The organism is Cryobacterium sp. M25 (genome assembly GCF_002929635.1).
Classification (GTDB): Bacteria; Actinomycetota; Actinomycetes; order Actinomycetales; family Microbacteriaceae; genus Cryobacterium; species Cryobacterium sandaracinum.
The window spans coordinates 1-15,531 of record NZ_PJJU01000026.1 but is presented as its reverse complement, the minus strand read 5'-3'; the positions used below and the strand labels follow the sequence as shown (position 1 = coordinate 15,531).

Below are 15,531 nucleotides of genomic sequence, written 5' to 3'. Positions count from 1 at the left end.
GTGAATTGCGATCCCGTCCACTGATGGCGGTGGGTCGGTCTTCATCTCGATACTCAACCGTGACAGATCCCGATGTTCTACCGTGACAATCTCGATCGCTCTTCTATAGAACCAGGCTCAGCGGCGTGCCGTTCAAACCATGTTTGAGACTGAGAGAACCATTGGCTGATACATCCGGATCCACCGCTACCCACTACGTTTCCCTGCTGCGTTGGGCGTCCCTGAAGCGGGCGTTCCTGTCCCGCCAGTCCGCGCCGAGCGCCGCCCCAATCGGCGAGCGTCGCTGAGTACCATGGCCGACCGCACCACTCCCACCGGTTCCGACAAGCAGGTACCTGCCCACCAGGTCTCGATGCCCCGCTGGGCCGAACTCAAGCGCGCCTACGTCGCGCGGCTCTCGAAGAGCGAGCGCGCCGCACTGGCCGCAGCCGCCGAGCACGCGAACGACCCCCAGGAGTGACCCGTCGGTTCCCCGGAGCCGGTGTAGAACCGATTCGACGGAGATTTTGGCGTGAAAGCGCTCTTTCGTAGGATTCAGGTCCGATTCGCGCAAAATCTCCGTCGAATTCGTTCGGGCCGTGAGGGCGCGCCGGTCACGGCAGGCGCAGGTGGTCAACGGGCATCATGACCAGCGGCGCGCGCAATTCCATCAGGTCCCGGGCGTGCTGGTCGAGCCGCTTGTCTTCCGGGGTGATCAGCGTCAGTGGCTCTACCGACTCGGCGTGCCCGTTCGCGCCGAGTGCGACGAAAATGCTCATGCACTGCGTCGTGAGGTGCAAATCGTGCGGCGTGCGTGGACTGCCCGAGCGCACCCGGATGCTGATGTGCATGCTGCGCTTGCCGGTGTGGATGAGCCGGGCATCCACTTCGACGATGTGCCCGATGTGGATCGGCCGGTAGAAGTGGATGCCGCCCGAGTAGACGGCCACGGCCGCGACGGAGCTCCAGGCCGCCGCCGTAGCGAAGGCGGCCTCGTCGATCCAGCGCATCACGGTACCGCCGTGGGCGTTGCCGCCCCAGTTCGCGTCGGCGGGGTCGGCCAAAAACCGGAACACCGTGCGTGGCGTGGTGCTGTCATCGGTATATTCCTGTGAGCGCATAGCAGTCTGGATGCGCTTGCGCGGCTGGAGCCGGGCCGTCGCGTTCTCTTGCAGCTCCCGGTCGACGTCGGAGTGGGGCACCCACAAGGGAACTTCCTGCGGCTTCCCGGCATCGTCGACGGCGACGAAGACGAGGATGCAGTGGGTCGCCGGACTGTATTCCCGGGCGCGGACATCCGTGGTCTCGACCGTGACAAGCACGTGCATGCTCGTGCGTCCGGTGTGGATGATGCGGGCGTGCACCTCGACCAGGTTGCCGGGCTTTATCGGCCGGGTGAAGTGCACATTGCCGACGTAGGCGGTGACCGTGTCGGAGGCGCTCCAGCCCACCGCACAGGCGTAAGCGGCCTTGTCAATCCACTCGAGCACGCTGCCCGCGGCCACGGTCGCACCCGAAGCGGCGACGTCGGCGGGAACAGCCATGAACCGCAGGGTGATGCGGTCGTCGGGCATGCCCGCGTCGAATTGCGGGATCGAACGGACAGGTGCGGCGGTCACGGATACTCCAACGAAAGCAGGTCAGGGGCTTCGGTCCAGACTTTCACATCCGGGCAGGCTGCGGGACAGGGCTGCGGGACGGGGCCCGGGACGGGGCAGCCCGGGCAGGGGAGTCGGGTGCGGGCCAGACCGTTGCCGGTCAGCCGTGGGTGCGGCGGTGTTCCTCGAGCGCCTCGACGACAAGGTCGTGGTCATCGCGCTGGGCCAGCCCGGAGACGCCGACGACGCCGATGAGAGAGCCCCGTACGCGCAGGGGGAAGGCGCCGCCGTGCGCGGCGTGTGTGTTCGGGTCGAGGTTCGAGTCGGTGCTGAAGTCGCGGGAGTTCGCTCGGAAGCGCATGCCCACGGCGTAGGAGGAGTTGGCGAAGCGCCGCACCACCCGGAACTTGTTCTCGAGCCAGGCGTCATTGTCGGCGCAGGCACCGGGCAGGGCGGCATGGAAGACGCGCTGGTCGCCGAACATGATCGACACCGCAATCGGATGCCGCCGGGCGTTGCCGAGTTCCACGAGCCGCGACCCGACGGCCCAGGCGTCGCCCACGTCGAAGGAGTCGAACTGAATGACACGTTCCTGCTCGAGAAGCAGCGGGAGAAGGTCTGCGGCGTCGTGCGCGTCGGTCATCGCATGCCTTTCGGGTTGAATGATGAACAGGGCAGAGGCGCCCGCAGTCAGTCTTCCACTCCCGCGCTCGCAACGGGAGCCGGTGCTAACGCAAACGGGTCGCCAAATATCGATAAGCGTCGATATACTGGGAGGACCGTCATCACGGACAAGTCGTCCCTTCTGGATGCCGGTCTAGGAGATGGTCACCCATGGCACACATCGAGATTTTCGAACCGGGACTGTGCTGCGGCACAGGCATCTGCGGAGTCGACGTCGACCAGGCGCTGGTCACCTTCTCCGCGGACCTCGATTTCACCCGCGCGAACGGCGGCGACATTGCCCGATTCAACCTGGCCCAGGAGCCCCTCGCCTTCGTGGAGAACGAGGTGGCCCGCCAGTTCCTGCACACCGTCGGCCAGGAGGGCCTGCCCGTCACGCTCGTAGGGGGAGCCACCGTGCTCACCGGCCGCTACCCGACCCGCGCCGAGCTCGCGAGCTGGACCGACGTGGCGGCTGTCGACACCGGCGCGGCCAGTCACCGTGCGGCCGTGCAGCCGGAGGGAACGGTGCGGCTGCTAGCCATGGCCGGGTCCGGTAGCGCCACGGCCACCGAGCTCACTGAAAATACCGCGGGCGCCGATGCCGGCTGCTGCGGCAACGGCTGCTGCTGCTAGGGCCGATCATGACGACCCTGCGCTTCCTCGACGACGCCCCACGTTTCCTCTTCTTCACCGGCAAGGGCGGGGTCGGCAAGACCTCCATCGCGTGCGCGAGCGCGGTGCGTCTGGCCGAGTCCGGGGCATCCGTGCTGCTGGTCAGCACCGATCCGGCCTCCAATGTGGGTCAGGTCTTCGGGGTGACCATCGGCAACACGGTCACGCCGATCGCGGCGGTGCCCGGCTTGTCGGCCCTCGAGATCGACCCCGAGCAGGCGGCCGCGCAGTACCGCGAACGCATCGTCGGCCCGGTGCGCGGCCTGCTGCCGCCCGCCGAGATGGCCTCGATCGAGGAGCAGCTCTCGGGTGCCTGCACCACCGAGATCGCCTCGTTCAACGAGTTCACCGACCTGCTGACGGATGCCGCGTGGACGGCCGCGTACGACCACATCCTCTTCGACACGGCCCCCACCGGGCACACCATCCGTCTGCTGCAGCTGCCCGGGTCGTGGACCGACTTCCTCACCGAGGGCACGGGCGACGCGTCCTGCCTCGGGCCGCTCTCCGGCCTCGAGAAGCAGAGTGCCGTCTACGCCGACGCCGTGGCCGCCCTCGCCGACCCTGCCCGCACCCGGCTGGTGCTCGTGGCGCGCGCCCAGGGCGGCGCCCTGCGGGAGGCCGCCCGCACCCAGGCAGAACTCGCTGCCATCGGCATGCAGCGTCAGCACCTGGTGGTCAACGGCATCCTGCCGGCCGGACCGGCAACGCTTTCTGATGCCGATGCGGGCACGCCCGCCGAGGCCGACCCGCTCTTCGACGCCATCCGGGTGCGCGAACAGCAGGCGCTCGCCGCGATGCCCGCGGGGCTGCGCACCGCGCCCACCGACTACGTGGGGCTGAAGAGCACCAACATGGTCGGCTTGGCCGCGCTCCGCAGCCTGCTCGAGCCTGAAGTCGTCCCGACGCCGGGCACCGGAATCGCCACGGTCGCTCCGGGGGCCCCGCTCTCGGCTCTCGTCGACGAGATCGAGGCCGGCGGCCACGGCCTGGTGATGCTGATGGGCAAGGGCGGTGTGGGCAAGACCACGCTCGCGGCGGCGATCGCCGTCAGCCTCGCCGAACGCGGGCTGCCCGTGCACCTCACCACGACCGACCCGGCCGCGCACCTCGACGACACCCTGGCCGGCGGGCTGGCGAATATGACCGTGTCCCGGATCGACCCGGCCGTCGAAATCGCCAACTACACCGAGCGGGTCATGCGCACGAAGGGCGCTCACCTCGACGCGCAGGGCCAAGCCATGCTCCGCGAAGACCTGCGTTCGCCGTGCACGGAGGAGATCGCCGTGTTCCAGGCCTTCTCCCGCGTGAGCCGGGAGGCGAAGGGCACCTTCGTCGTGATGGATACCGCGCCCACGGGCCACACCCTGCTGCTGCTGGATGCGACCGGGTCGTACCACCGCGAGGTCACCCGGCAGCTGGGCGACGGCATCCGTCTGACGACGCCGATGATGCGGCTGCAGGACCCGGAGCAGACGAAGGTGATCCTGGTCACCCTCGCCGAGACCACGCCCGTGCTCGAGGCCGCGGAGCTGCAGGCCGACCTGGAGCGGGCCGGCATCACCCCGTGGGCGTGGATCGTGAACAACTCGATCGCCGCGGCGGCGCCGACCAACCCGCTGCTGCTCGCGCGGGCCCGGAACGAGCTCCCCGAGCTCGAGCACGTGCACGAGAAGCGCGCCCCGCGGCTCGCGGTGGTGCCGCTGCTGGCGGAGGAGCCGGTGGGCATTCCGGCGCTGCTCGCGCTCGCCGCGGGGCGGCAGCCCGCGCCGGCATCCGTTCGCTAGCTGGCCGGTCGGCCAGCGAGGGGGTCGGCCAGCGTTCCAGCCCCTGCGTCTGTCGAGTCTGAGGCCCCGCAGCACCTCCGTCCCGAACGAATTCGACGGAGATTCTGGCCAAATCGGGTTCAAACGGTCGGAAAGAGCGCTCTCAGCACAAAGTCTCCGTCGAATTGGTTCGACACCGAGGGCGGGATGCCAGCTGTGCGGAAAGCGCCCACGCGGTGCGGTCGACTCGGACCTGCCGCAGTGAAATAACCAATCGTCAGGACTGACCCGGTTAACGCACGACCAGCGGGGCCGTGGTGCCGCGCACGGCAGACCAGACGACGATGACGCCCGCGAGCACCATGGTGACCAGCCCGAGCCCGGAGTAGCCGATCGCGCTCAGGATCAGGCCGGCCAGGGCTCCGCCGAGGGCACCGGCCCCGTTCATCGACAGGTCGGAAAAACCCTGCAGGGCGGCGCGGTCGTGCACGCCCACCGCCTCGGCGATCAGCGCCGAGCCGGCGACGACGGATGCCGACCAGCCCAGTCCGAGCAGGATCAGCCCCACCGTCATGGCAGTTTGTGACTCCCCGGCCAGCCAGAAGATCGCCAGCGAGACCAGCAACAGGCTCTGGCCGATGAGGATGACGGGTATCCGTCCCAGCCGGTCGGCCAGCCAACCGAAGACGGGCGAGAGCGCGTACATGCCGGCGACGTGGAAACTGATGGTCAGCCCCACCAGCGTCAGGGTGGCGCCGTGGTCGCGCAGGTGCACCGGGGCCATCGACATCAGGGCGACCATGGTGGCGTGGCTGCAGGCGATCACGACCACTGCGAAGCGGGCCTGCGGGTTGACGCGCACGATGGCCAGGCCGCCGCGCCGCGTGCCGCCGGCGGGGTCGACCTCGCGTGCGGCGAGGGCGGTGAGCAGCGGGTCGGGGCGGAGTCCGACCGTGTAGACGACGGCCGCGCCGACCGTGGCGATCAGGGAGAAGGCGAAGGCACCGGTCAGCGGGGGCAGGCCGATGGCCTTCCCCACGACCTCGCCGGGGCCGAACAGGTTCGGGCCGAGCACGGCGCCGATGGTCGTCGACCAGACCACGATGGACAGGTCGCGCGCCCGGAATTGTGTGCTCGCGAGGTCGGTGGCGGCGAAGCGGGCCTGCAGGTTCGTGGCCGATCCGGCGCCGAGGAGTATCAGGGCCAGCAGGAGCAGCGGGAAGATGTCGACCGCGACCGAGGTGATGGCGAGAACAGCGCCGGAGCCGGCGATGAGCGAGCCGGTCGCGAGGGAGCGGCGGCGCCCGCGGCGCTGGGCCAGGCGGGCCAGCGGTACGGCCACGAGGGCGGCGCCGAGGGTGCTCATGGTGGCGGCCATGCCCGACCAGGCGCTGGAGCCGGAGAGCTGCGCGGCCAGCAGGGCGCCGAGGGAGAGCGTCGCGCCCATGCCGATGCCGCCGAGGATCTGGCCTGCGATGAGCACCCGCACGACCGTGCGCTGCAGCGGCGTGTGGTCGGCGGGCGTGGGCACGGGGCGGGCGTCCGGGGTCACGGGCGCGGGCGCATCCGGATTGGTGGACATCGGGCTTCCTTGTGGCATGTGCGCTGGGGTTTCAGCATACCCCAGGGGGTAATTAGACTTTGACGACGAGCAGGGTGTCGAAGGCGAACGTGGCGGCGCCGCCGTCGCCGGGGGCCTCCGGGTCGGTGGCGAGGTCGCGGCGGATGGTCTCGCAGCGCACTACCCGGGAGGCACCCGGACTTGCGGGGTCGATGCAGGAACGCAGCAGCTCGGGCGAGTAGAGGATGGCCGGATCGCCTGGTCCGGGAGCCCCGGTCGCGAGGTTGGTCTGGTCGTGCCCGAGCGCGACCAGGTGCCCGCCGGGGGAGAGCCACCCGGCGGCGCGGGCCAGCACGGCGCGCAAGGCGGGCTCGGGCAGGTGCAGGTACATCACTGTGACCAGGTCGAAGCTTTCGCCTGCCGGATCCCAGGTTGTGGCGTCGCCGACCTGCCAGTCCACCGACACGCCTGCCTCGGCGGCGTGCGCTTCGGCCTGGCCGACGGCCTCGGCGGAGAAGTCGACCGCCGTGACCGTCCAGCCGTGGCCGGCCAGCCAGATCGCGTTGCGACCGTCGCCGGTGGCCAGGTCCAGCGCACGCCCCGGCGGGAACGGGCTCACGGTGTCCTGCACGATCTGTGCCGGCAGAGCCGACCACAGACGTCCGGCCTGGCCGGCCTGTGCCTCACGGGCGAGGCGGTAGCGGGTGTCCCATTCGGTGGCGTCCATGGCGTGTCCTCTCGGCGGGCATCCGTCGGTGTGAACGGATGCTGCGCGATGGCCAGTTTCGCACGGAAGCGGCGGCTCAGCGGGAGAGCGCTGCCAGCTCGGCCCGGGTGGAGGCACCCACCTTGCGCAGCAGGTTGGCGACGTGGAACTTGACCGTGTTTTCGCTGATCGAGAGCGTCTCGGCGATCGCCCGGTTGCGGGCGCCGGAGGCGACCAGCTCGAGCACGCCCTTCTCGCGCGGGCTCAGACCCCACGCGGCGGCCGCCGTGAGCGGTGCGAGCGGCACGTCGAGGGGGAGGGTGACGGTCATTTCGGACCCCCAGCCGGTCGTCGCCTCCAGCCGCAGCGTCCCGTTCAGTGCGGCCACCCGGCTCGTCAACCGGCTGACGCTCGGGCTGTCCGGGGTGAGGTCGCCGGAGCCGTCGTCGCGGATGTGGATCAAAAGGTTGCTGCCGTCGCAGTCCCAGTGCACGCGCACGCGGGCCACCCCGGCCTGCTCGACCAGAGCCAGGACCGCGCCGCGCACGATGGCCCGGGCGGCGTGGGCCACCTCGCCGGGCAGGGCCCGGCCGTTCACGGGCGGCTCGATGAACTGCACGTCGAGGTCGCCGAAGCGCACGAGCGGGCGCAGGTCGTCGCGCAGGCGTTCGAAGGCCCGAGCAACGGGCTCCTCGGTGAGGGACCGGTCGAGGTCGGAGACGGCGCGCAGCGCCACCATCGCCGTCGCGGCCAGGTCGATCGCGGTTTGCCGGGCCGAGGCGTCGCTCGTGTTCCGGGAGCGGAGCACGGCGAGCAGGGACTCGAGCGTGGTCGCCTGCGTGTCGGTCAGGTCGGCGACGACCCGGGCGCGCTCGGCGGCGGCCGAACGGGAGTCGAACGGCTCGATCGAGGGGGCTGGGCGCTGACTATTCACCTCAGCAGCCTACCGGGGGTGCGTTCAGCCATCCGTTCGGGTAGGTGCACCGCCCGTTCGGTGGGCCTCCTGCCCGCCCGAAAGAGTGGACCATAAGGGGATGCCTTCTTGCACCGACACCCCCGTGACACTGACCGTGACCGAATCGCTCGCCGCCATCGCGGCCGAGAACGCCGGGATCGTGCGCCAGCTCCTGACGACGGCGACCACGAACAGCAGGAACAGCAGGAACAGCAGGAACAGCAGGAACAGCACCGACGACACGGCCGGTCTCCCGACCCTCGACCAGGCCGCGGCCGCCCTGCGGGGAGCCCGGCGCGTGTTTGTGCTCGGCGCGGGCCGGTCCGGCCTGGCCCTGCGCATGACCGCGATGCGGCTGATGCACCTCGGGCTCGACGTGCACGTGGTCGGCGAGGTCACCACCCCGGCGATCGCGGCCGGCGACGTGTTGCTGGTAGCGAGCGGGTCCGGCGCGACGGCCGCCGTCGTGCGCGCGGCCGAGACCGCCGCGGCATCCGGTGCCCGGGTGATCGCGATCACCACCGCACCGGACTCCCCGCTGGCCGCGCTGGCCGCGGTGACCGTGGTCGTGCCGGCCGCCCAGAAGCAGGACCACGACGAACTCCGGTCGTTGCAGTACTCGGGCGCGCTCTTTGAACAGACCGTCGTCGTGCTTGGCGACGCGATCTTCCACAGCCTGTGGAAGGCATCCGGGGCCACGGCCGACGAGCTGTGGCCGCGCCACGCCAACCTCGAATAACGCTTTTCACTCACTCAGACCTATCAGACCTCACCAGACGTCACCAAAACCGGAAAGAAGACCATCATGAAGCTTCAAGTCGCCATGGACGTACTCACCACGGATGCGGCCCTCGAGCTGGCCGCGAAGGTTGCACCCTACGTGGACATCATCGAGCTCGGCACCCCGCTGATCAAGGCGGAGGGCCTGCGTGCCGTGACCGCCATCAAGGCCGCTCACCCCGACAAGACGGTCTTCGCCGACCTCAAAACGATGGATGCCGGTGAGCTCGAGGCCGACCTGGCGTTCACCGCCGGCGCCGACCTGGTGACCGTGCTCGGCACGGCCGGGGACAGTACCATCGTCGGGGCCGTCGCCGCGGCCACGAAGCATGGCAAAGGCGTCGTCGTCGACCTGATCGGCGTCGCCGACAAGGTGACGCGGGCCCGCGAAGTGACAAAGCTCGGCGCCGTCTTCGTCGAGATGCACGCCGGCCTTGACGAGCAGGCGGAGCCCGGCTTCTCGCTCTCGACTTTGCTCAACCAGGGTGAGACCGCCCGGGTTCCGTTCTCCCTGGCCGGCGGTGTGAGCGTCGCCACCATTGCCTCCGTGCAGCGTGCCGGGGCTCGGGTCGCCGTCGCCGGCGGCGCCATCTACGGCGCCGAGGACCCGGCCGCCGCGGCGGCCGCCCTGCGCGCCGCCATCATCTAGCCACCCCGGAGTCCGCGCCGGAGTTGGCGCGGGAGTCCGCGTGGATACGGAAAAAGCACCCTCGTTTCGAGACGGGGGTGCTTTCTCGTGGGGGCAGGGAGAGGGGGTGTCAGCCGAGTAGCATCTTGCCGAGCGTGTCAGCGGAGTAGACGGTCGCGGTCGCCTCGGCGGCCTCGGACGGGGAGCCGTAGCCCCACTCCACGAGGATGGCCGGCACGCCGTGGGCGGCCGCACCTTCCGCGTCGTACCGGCGGTCACCGACCATGACGGGCTGGCTGAGGTCGGCACCGGCGGCGGCGAGGCGCTCGAGGGCCTCCGCCACGACGTCGGCCTTGGAACTGCGCGTCTCGGTGTCGGTGGAGCCCACGATGGCGGTGAAGTACTGTGCCAGGTCGAAGTGCTCGAGCACCGCGATCGCATTGTGCTGGGTTTTGCTGGTGGCCACGGCCATCGGGATCTTCGCCGCGTGGATGCGCTCGAGGAGCCCGGCGACGCCCGGGAAGATGGCGGTGTCCAGCAGGTGCTTGCCTTGGTCGTCGGCGCGGTAGACGGCGACAGCCTCGGCTGCCTCCTCCGGTGTCATGCCGGCGTACTCGCGGAAAGCGGCCAGCAGAGGCGGCCCCACGTAGGCCAGAAGTTCCGCGTCCGCGGGAACCGGGCGGCCCAGCACGGTGAAGGTGCGGGCGAGGGCATTGGTGATGGCCGGGGCGGAATCGGTGATCGTTCCGTCAAGGTCAAATATGATGGCACTCCACGTGCGGGTCAATGTCGAAATCACAGGCTAATACTAGGGGTCGGGAGTCGATCCATCGCATGAATTTAAAGAAAAATAGGAGTAATACGCTTTCGCGCGGGCCGCCAGCCCCTAAAAGAGTTTCGATTGTGTGTCGTCGAGTCCGCGCATGGCGTCGTAGTCGAGAACGAGGCAACGGATGCCCCGGTCCTCGGCCAGGGTGCGCGCCTGCGGCTTGATGATCTGTGCGGCGAAAACCCCGATCACCGGCGCAAGATGCGGGTCGCGGTTCATGAGTTCGAGGTAGCGCGTGAGCTGTTCGACCCCGTCGATGTCGCCGCGCCGCTTCAGCTCTACGGCGACGGATCCGCCCGTGGAGTCGCGCGCCAGGATGTCGACCGGGCCGATCGCCGTCATGTACTCCCGGCGCACCAGGATATGGCCGTCGCCGAGCAGGTGGATGTGCTCGGCCAGCAGCTTCTGCAGGTGGGCCTCGACGCCGTCCTTGATCAGCCCGGGGTCGATGCCGAGCTCGTGGGCGGAGTCGTGCAGCACCTCGTAGATGCTGACGATGAGCTGGTCGGCGGTCTTGGCGTGGGTGACCGTCCAGACGGCCGTGACGCCGGCCTCCGTCTGGTCGTCATCGGGCTCGGACAGCGCCAGGCTGCACGGCGGGCTCATCCAGTTGAGCGGCTTGTACGAGCCGCCGTCGGAGTGCACGAGCACGCTGCCGTCCGACTTGATCATGAGCAGGCGGGTGGCCAGCGGCAGATGCGCGCTGAGTCTCCCGGCGTAGTCGACGGAACATTTCGCAATCACAAGGCGCACGGTTCGAGCCTAACCGCGCCGCGGCATACGTTCGCCCACCCTCGACGAACCTCCCGCGCCCCGGGTCCGAACCAATTCGACGGAGATTTTGCCGTTTCGGCTTGAAACAGCCCCAAAACCGGCCTCTAGCGCCAAAATCTCCGTCGAATTCGTTAGGCGGCGGGGGCGTTGGTGCGCTCGCGCGCGGCGGGGGCGGCCAGGCCCGCCAGAACCATCAGTGCCAGGATCAGGAACAGGGCGTTCAGGATGCCCCAGGCCTCGCCGAGCAGGCCGAGCACGGGCGGGCCCACGAGGAACGCGAAATAGCCGATCATGGCGACGGCGCTCACTCGGGCGGCGGCGTTCTGCGTGTCGTCGGCGGCGGCCGACATGCCCACCGGGAAGCCGAGTGACGCGCCGAGACCCCAGAGCACCGTGCCGGTGTAGAGCAGCCCCTCGTTCGGCGCGAGGATGAACAACACCAGGCCCAGGATGCCCAGCGCGGCGCAGGCGCGCAGCACCGGTACCCGCCCGAACCGGTCCAGGATCGGCCCGCCGAACACGCGGCCGACGGTCATCGCCGTCACGAAGACGCCGAAGATGATGGCGCCCTCCGTGTTGCTCAGCCCGTGCCCGTCGACGGCGGCAAGGGCCAGCCAGTCGTTGGCCGAGCCCTCGGCGAAGGTCATGCCCAGCACGATCGTGCCGATCAGGAGGATCCTCGTGTCACCCCACGCGGACAGGCCGACACGCAGGCGCTCCCGCCACGGCGGCGCAGGGCGCGGCCCGGCCTCCGCCGTTCCCGGCGCGACGCCCGGCTCCGCGCCCGTCGCCGGCTCGTCGCCGAGCTCCGCTCGCACCGGGATATACCGCACCCCGGCGACGGCCGTGGCGAGCACGAGAAGCGCAACCCCGGCCAGGTGCCAGAACACCGGCAACGAGACGAAGGATGCCCCCGCGCCCGCCAGTGCGCCGACCACGGTGCCGAGGCTGAAGCAGGCGTGCATCAGCGGCATCAGCGTCTTGCCGATCGCCCGCTCAACCGCCGCCCCCTCGACGTTCATCATGACGTCGACCGAGCCCATCCCGAAACCGACCAGGACCAGCCCGGCGAAGACCAGCTCGGTGGACCCCAGCAGGCTCGTGCCGACCCCGGCCGTGATGAGCCCGACCGAGGAGATCGCGACGCCGAGTACCACGGCGCGCCGGGCGCCGAGGCGGGCGAGCAGCCCGACCGCCGCCACCAGGCCGATCACCGACCCGGCCGAGAGACCGAAGATGACAATGCCCACCTGCGCGGTCGAGAGCTCGAGGCCGTCTCGCACGGCCGGGATGCGGGACATCCAGGTGGCCAGTGCGAGTCCGGCAATGAAGAAGAGTGCGAACACGGCGTTCCGCCAGGCGTGCAGCCCGGGCCGGGCGGCTGGGGTGGAGGAGATTCCGAGGTCGCGGGCAGTGTGGGTCACACCCTCCACGTTATCCGAAACGCAATCTGCCGCACGTGGGGGGACTTCAGGGGGCAACAGAACGGGGGGGGGGGTGCCGCACCCCGCCGCACCGATCGGAACGCTCGTAGACTGAGCAAGCGATCGAGCGTTTCCAAGGGGGAACGTGGCTGGTCGGACATCCTCACCCGGGCAATCCGTGACGTCGCGGGTGCTGAGCATCCTCGCCGTCTTCGAGCAGAGCGCCTCACCGCGGTCGCTCTCCGAGATCTGCGCCGAGAGCGGGCTGCCACAGAGCACCGTGCCGCCTGCTCGGCGAGCTCGAAGAGGGGGGCGCCGTGCAGCGGGATGCCCGCGGCCGCAACCAGATCGGCCTGCGCCTTTGGGAACTCGGCCAGCACGCGGGGCGGCAGCTGCGCGACGTGGCCCGCCCCCTACCTGCAGGACCTCTCCGGCCTCACCCAGGAGACCGCGCATCTGGCCATCCGCGACGGGGCCGACGTGCTTTACATCGACCGCGTCTACGGCACCCGGCGCGTGCCGCAGGCCCCCCGGGTCGGCGGCCGGCTGCCCATGCACGCCACCGCCATGGGGCGCGCCATCCTGGCATTCGAGGAGGACTGGGTGCAGGACGCCGTGCTCGGCGGCACGCTGATCGCCCGCACCGCCTTCACGAAGACCGACCACGAGCAGCTCCGCCGGGAGATCGAGAAGATCCGCGTGCAGGGGTTCGCGCTCGCCTCGGAGGAGGTTCGCCTCGGCTCCTGCTCCCTGGCGGTTCCGGACTTCCAGGCTGACGGCCGCGTCGTCGGCGGGCTCGGCATCGTGCTGCCGACCAGCCGCGCCCACCAGCTCGAACGCAACCTGCCGATTCTGCTCGGCACGGCCGAGCGCATCCAGGTCGGAATCGCGCAACTCCCCCCTCGGCGCTGCAGCCCGCCGCCCGCGTCCGCAAACCACCCCGGTGATCGACCCCGTCGCGATCTGAGACCCGATGGATCCGGCAACCGTGTTCGGGCCGAGCGCGACCGCCGCGCAGGGGGACACGGTGCTTGGTCACATCCGGTCGGGCCGGGCGGAGGGTGCCCGCGCCACGACCGGCGGCGACGTGCCCAGCGGGTTCGACCGGGGCTTCTCCGTCACGCCGACCGTGTTCGCCGACGTGACGCCCGGCATGCGGATCGCCTGGGAGGAAGTCTTCGGGCCGGTGCTGTCGATTTTGCGCTACGACCGCCTCGAGGAGGCCATCGGGATCGCCAACAACACGGATTTCGGCCTCGGAGGAACGGTCTTCTCCGCAGACGAGGATGCCGCCCTCGCGGTGGCGTCACGGGTGGACACGGGCTCGATCGGGATAAAATTCTTCGCCGCAAACCATGCCGCCACGTTCGCGGGGCGGCATGGCTCAGGGCTCGGCGTCGAATTCGGCCTGGAGGGGCTGCACGTCTACCTCAAGCCGCAGTCGGTGCACCGCCGCATCCGCTCGTAGCCGGCACGGCGGTGCGCTCAGGATCGCGGCAGGATCAGGGCCGCACCTGCGGGGGCAGGGCGGCGATGATCGGGTGGTCCTTCTGGAACACGCCGGATTTCGCCGCCCCGCCGGGCGAGCCGATGTCGTCGAAGAACTCGACATTGGCCTTGTAGTACTCGGCCCACTTCTCGGGCACGTCGTCCTCGTAGTAGATGGCCTCGACCGGGCAGACCGGCTCGCAGGCGCCGCAGTCGATGCATTCGTCGGGGTGGATGTAGAGCGAGCGCTCACCCTCGTAGATGCAGTCGACCGGGCACTCGTCGACGCAGGCACGGTCCTTCACGTCGACGCAGGGCAGGGCGATCACATAGGTCATCGGCACGCCCCGGTCAGACTCAGCCGAATCGGGGCAACGGGCTGGCTAGATGTTGAATCCAAGAGCGCTCATCATCTCCCGGCCGTCGTCGGTGATCTTGTCGATGCCCCACGGCGGCATCCAGACCCAGTTGATGCGGAACTGGTCGACGATGCCGTCCAGGTTGACGCCGATCTCCTGCTCGAGCACCTCGGTCAACGGGCAGCCGGCCGAGGTCAGGGTCATGTGAATGATCAGGGCATCGTTTTCATCGTCCCAGCCCAGATCGTAGATCAGGCCGAGGTCGACGATGTTGATGCCGAGTTCCGGGTCGATCACATCCTTGAGGGCCTCCTGGACGGCATCGAACCGCGCCGCGCCCAGGGTCGATTCCGCCGACTGCAGTGCGGTTGTCCCGAGGCTCATCGGGCGACGTCGGCGCTCTGGAAGCGATCGTAGCCCTCGTCTTCGAGGCGGTCGGCGAGTTCGGGGCCGCCCTGTTCGGCGATGCGGCCGTCGACGAAGACGTGCACGAAGTCCGGCTTGATGTAGCGCAGGATGCGGGTGTAGTGCGTGATCAGCAGCAGACCCAGGCCGGTGTGCTCCTTGGCCCGGTTCACACCCTCCGACACGATCTTGAGCGCGTCGACGTCGAGGCCGGAGTCGGTCTCGTCGAGCACCGCGAAGCGGGGCTTCAGCAGTTCGAGCTGCAGGATCTCGTTGCGCTTCTTCTCACCGCCGGAGAAGCCCTCGTTCACGTTGCGTTCAGCGAAGGACTTGTCCATGCGGAGCTGCTTCATCGACTCGCGCACATCTTTGATCCAGCTGCGGATGGGCGGCGCGCTGCCGTCGATCGCGGTCTTCGCGGTGCGGAGGAAGTTCGTCACCGTGACGCCGGGAATCTCCACCGGGTACTGCATGGCCAGGAACAGGCCCGCGCGGGCGCGCTGGTCCACGGTCATCGTGGTGACCTCTTCGCCGTCGAGCAGGATCGAGCCACTGTCGACAGTGTATTTCGGGTGACCGGCGATCGTATAGGCGAGGGTGGACTTGCCGGAGCCGTTCGGGCCCATGATGGCGTGGATCTCGCCCTCGTTGATGGTCAGGTTCACCCCGTGCAGGATCTGCTTGGTGCCCTGGTCGGTCCAGACGCTGACGTGCAGGTCGATGATCTGTAGAACTGACATGGAATTCTCTTTCGTTCTCCGGCGTACGCCGGTGACTGCGCAGGTGAATGGGGGAGTGGCCGATTGGTCGACCTGGGGAGCCGGATATCCGGCGGCGGATGCTTAGCTCGGGTCGCTCATGGTGAGTTCTGCTTCGATGGCCGCCTGGAGGCGTTCTTCGAGCAGGGGGGAGCCGATTTGTTGCACGATCTCGCTGAGGAA

Annotated in this window: 19 protein-coding genes and 1 pseudogene; 9 read left to right on the top strand and 11 right to left on the bottom strand. The window is 69.3% G+C overall.

Going from position 1 to position 15,531, the window contains the following annotated elements:
• The first annotated feature begins 161 nt into the window (after nt 1-161).
• Both CXY81_RS17165 and CXY81_RS16245 read left to right on the top strand, forming a co-directional pair.
• Nucleotides 162-287: a hypothetical protein gene (locus tag CXY81_RS17165; RefSeq protein WP_255408583.1), complete on the top strand. Its 126-nt coding sequence runs from the start codon at nt 162-164 to the stop codon at nt 285-287.
• Nucleotides 288-292: 5 nt separating this feature from the next.
• On the top strand, nt 293-460 hold the full coding sequence (locus CXY81_RS16245) for a hypothetical protein (protein WP_158251968.1): 168 nt from the start codon (nt 293-295) through the stop codon (nt 458-460).
• Nucleotides 461-593: 133 nt separating this feature from the next.
• Here the strand turns inward: CXY81_RS16245 and CXY81_RS01230 are convergent, their stop codons facing one another.
• Both CXY81_RS01230 and CXY81_RS01225 read right to left on the bottom strand, forming a co-directional pair.
• Nucleotides 594-1,598 carry an acyl-CoA thioesterase gene (locus tag CXY81_RS01230; protein ID WP_233193919.1) on the bottom strand — a complete coding sequence of 335 codons (1,005 nt, stop codon included), beginning with the start codon at nt 1,596-1,598 and terminating at the stop codon, nt 594-596.
• A 139-nt stretch (nt 1,599-1,737) separates the two neighbouring features.
• Nucleotides 1,738-2,220 carry a heme-degrading domain-containing protein gene (locus CXY81_RS01225; protein ID WP_104100585.1) on the bottom strand — a complete coding sequence of 161 codons (483 nt, stop codon included), beginning with the start codon at nt 2,218-2,220 and terminating at the stop codon, nt 1,738-1,740.
• A gap of 191 nt (nt 2,221-2,411) precedes the next feature.
• Between CXY81_RS01225 and arsD the strand changes: the two genes are divergently transcribed.
• Nucleotides 2,412-2,876, top strand: coding sequence for an arsenite efflux transporter metallochaperone ArsD (gene arsD, locus CXY81_RS01220; protein WP_104169256.1), 465 nt, complete (start codon nt 2,412-2,414; stop codon nt 2,874-2,876).
• A gap of 17 nt (nt 2,877-2,893) precedes the next feature.
• Complete coding sequence (arsA, locus tag CXY81_RS01215; protein ID WP_146067579.1) at nt 2,894-4,702, top strand: arsenical pump-driving ATPase; 1,809 nt, start codon at nt 2,894-2,896, stop codon at nt 4,700-4,702.
• A gap of 271 nt (nt 4,703-4,973) precedes the next feature.
• Here arsA and CXY81_RS01210 read toward each other — a convergent pair whose 3' ends face one another.
• The 3 genes from CXY81_RS01210 to CXY81_RS01200 all read right to left on the bottom strand — a co-directional run bounded on the left by CXY81_RS01210 (nt 4,974) and on the right by CXY81_RS01200 (nt 7,882).
• Nucleotides 4,974-6,263, bottom strand: coding sequence for an MFS transporter (locus CXY81_RS01210; RefSeq protein ID WP_104193721.1), 1,290 nt, complete (start codon nt 6,261-6,263; stop codon nt 4,974-4,976).
• Between the two features lie 52 nt (nt 6,264-6,315).
• On the bottom strand, nt 6,316-6,969 hold the full coding sequence (locus CXY81_RS01205) for a bifunctional 2-polyprenyl-6-hydroxyphenol methylase/3-demethylubiquinol 3-O-methyltransferase UbiG (RefSeq protein WP_104169259.1): 654 nt from the start codon (nt 6,967-6,969) through the stop codon (nt 6,316-6,318).
• A gap of 76 nt (nt 6,970-7,045) precedes the next feature.
• The gene (locus CXY81_RS01200) at nt 7,046-7,882 is read right to left on the bottom strand and encodes a LuxR C-terminal-related transcriptional regulator (protein ID WP_104169260.1); all 837 of its coding nucleotides are present in this window, start codon (nt 7,880-7,882) and stop codon (nt 7,046-7,048) included.
• 100 nt (nt 7,883-7,982) lie between these two features.
• On the opposite strand from CXY81_RS01200, the gene hxlB reads away from it, so the two are divergent.
• Complete coding sequence (gene hxlB / locus CXY81_RS01195; protein ID WP_104193720.1) at nt 7,983-8,642, top strand: 6-phospho-3-hexuloisomerase; 660 nt, start codon at nt 7,983-7,985, stop codon at nt 8,640-8,642.
• A gap of 66 nt (nt 8,643-8,708) precedes the next feature.
• Nucleotides 8,709-9,332, top strand: a complete 624-nt coding sequence (gene hxlA, locus CXY81_RS01190; protein ID WP_104100578.1) for a 3-hexulose-6-phosphate synthase — start codon at nt 8,709-8,711, stop codon at nt 9,330-9,332.
• Nucleotides 9,333-9,441: 109 nt separating this feature from the next.
• On the opposite strand, the gene CXY81_RS01185 is transcribed toward hxlA, so the two are convergent.
• From CXY81_RS01185 to CXY81_RS01175, 3 genes are all read right to left on the bottom strand, one after another.
• Complete coding sequence (locus tag CXY81_RS01185) at nt 9,442-10,110, bottom strand: HAD hydrolase-like protein (protein ID WP_104193719.1); 669 nt, start codon at nt 10,108-10,110, stop codon at nt 9,442-9,444.
• An 87-nt stretch (nt 10,111-10,197) separates the two neighbouring features.
• Nucleotides 10,198-10,893: an endonuclease NucS gene (gene nucS / locus CXY81_RS01180; protein WP_104169263.1), complete on the bottom strand. Its 696-nt coding sequence runs from the start codon at nt 10,891-10,893 to the stop codon at nt 10,198-10,200.
• A 152-nt stretch (nt 10,894-11,045) separates the two neighbouring features.
• Nucleotides 11,046-12,338: an MFS transporter gene (locus CXY81_RS01175; RefSeq protein WP_233193918.1), complete on the bottom strand. Its 1,293-nt coding sequence runs from the start codon at nt 12,336-12,338 to the stop codon at nt 11,046-11,048.
• A gap of 145 nt (nt 12,339-12,483) precedes the next feature.
• Between CXY81_RS01175 and CXY81_RS17340 the strand changes: the two genes are divergently transcribed.
• From CXY81_RS17340 to CXY81_RS01165, 3 genes and pseudogenes are all read left to right on the top strand, one after another.
• Nucleotides 12,484-12,972 carry a helix-turn-helix domain-containing protein gene (locus tag CXY81_RS17340; protein ID WP_369828316.1) on the top strand — a complete coding sequence of 163 codons (489 nt, stop codon included), beginning with the start codon at nt 12,484-12,486 and terminating at the stop codon, nt 12,970-12,972.
• Nucleotides 12,891-13,157 (top strand): annotated as a pseudogene (locus tag CXY81_RS16780) (IclR family transcriptional regulator C-terminal domain-containing protein); the annotation flags it as partial. The gene CXY81_RS17340 and the pseudogene CXY81_RS16780, both read left to right, overlap by 82 nt.
• A gap of 154 nt (nt 13,158-13,311) precedes the next feature.
• Nucleotides 13,312-13,806 (top strand): aldehyde dehydrogenase family protein, encoded by a 495-nt coding sequence (locus tag CXY81_RS01165; RefSeq protein ID WP_104193718.1) that lies wholly within the window; start codon nt 13,312-13,314, stop codon nt 13,804-13,806.
• 34 nt (nt 13,807-13,840) lie between these two features.
• Here CXY81_RS01165 and fdxA read toward each other — a convergent pair whose 3' ends face one another.
• The 3 genes from fdxA to sufC are packed head-to-tail and all read right to left on the bottom strand — an operon-like array spanning nt 13,841 to nt 15,330.
• Nucleotides 13,841-14,164 (bottom strand): ferredoxin, encoded by a 324-nt coding sequence (gene fdxA, locus CXY81_RS01160; protein WP_104100575.1) that lies wholly within the window; start codon nt 14,162-14,164, stop codon nt 13,841-13,843.
• A 45-nt stretch (nt 14,165-14,209) separates the two neighbouring features.
• Nucleotides 14,210-14,569, bottom strand: a complete 360-nt coding sequence (locus CXY81_RS01155; RefSeq protein WP_104193717.1) for a metal-sulfur cluster assembly factor — start codon at nt 14,567-14,569, stop codon at nt 14,210-14,212.
• Nucleotides 14,566-15,330 (bottom strand): Fe-S cluster assembly ATPase SufC, encoded by a 765-nt coding sequence (gene sufC, locus CXY81_RS01150; RefSeq protein ID WP_104193716.1) that lies wholly within the window; start codon nt 15,328-15,330, stop codon nt 14,566-14,568. The genes CXY81_RS01155 and sufC overlap by 4 nt, the downstream gene beginning before the upstream one ends.
• Nucleotides 15,331-15,531 lie beyond the last annotated feature (201 nt).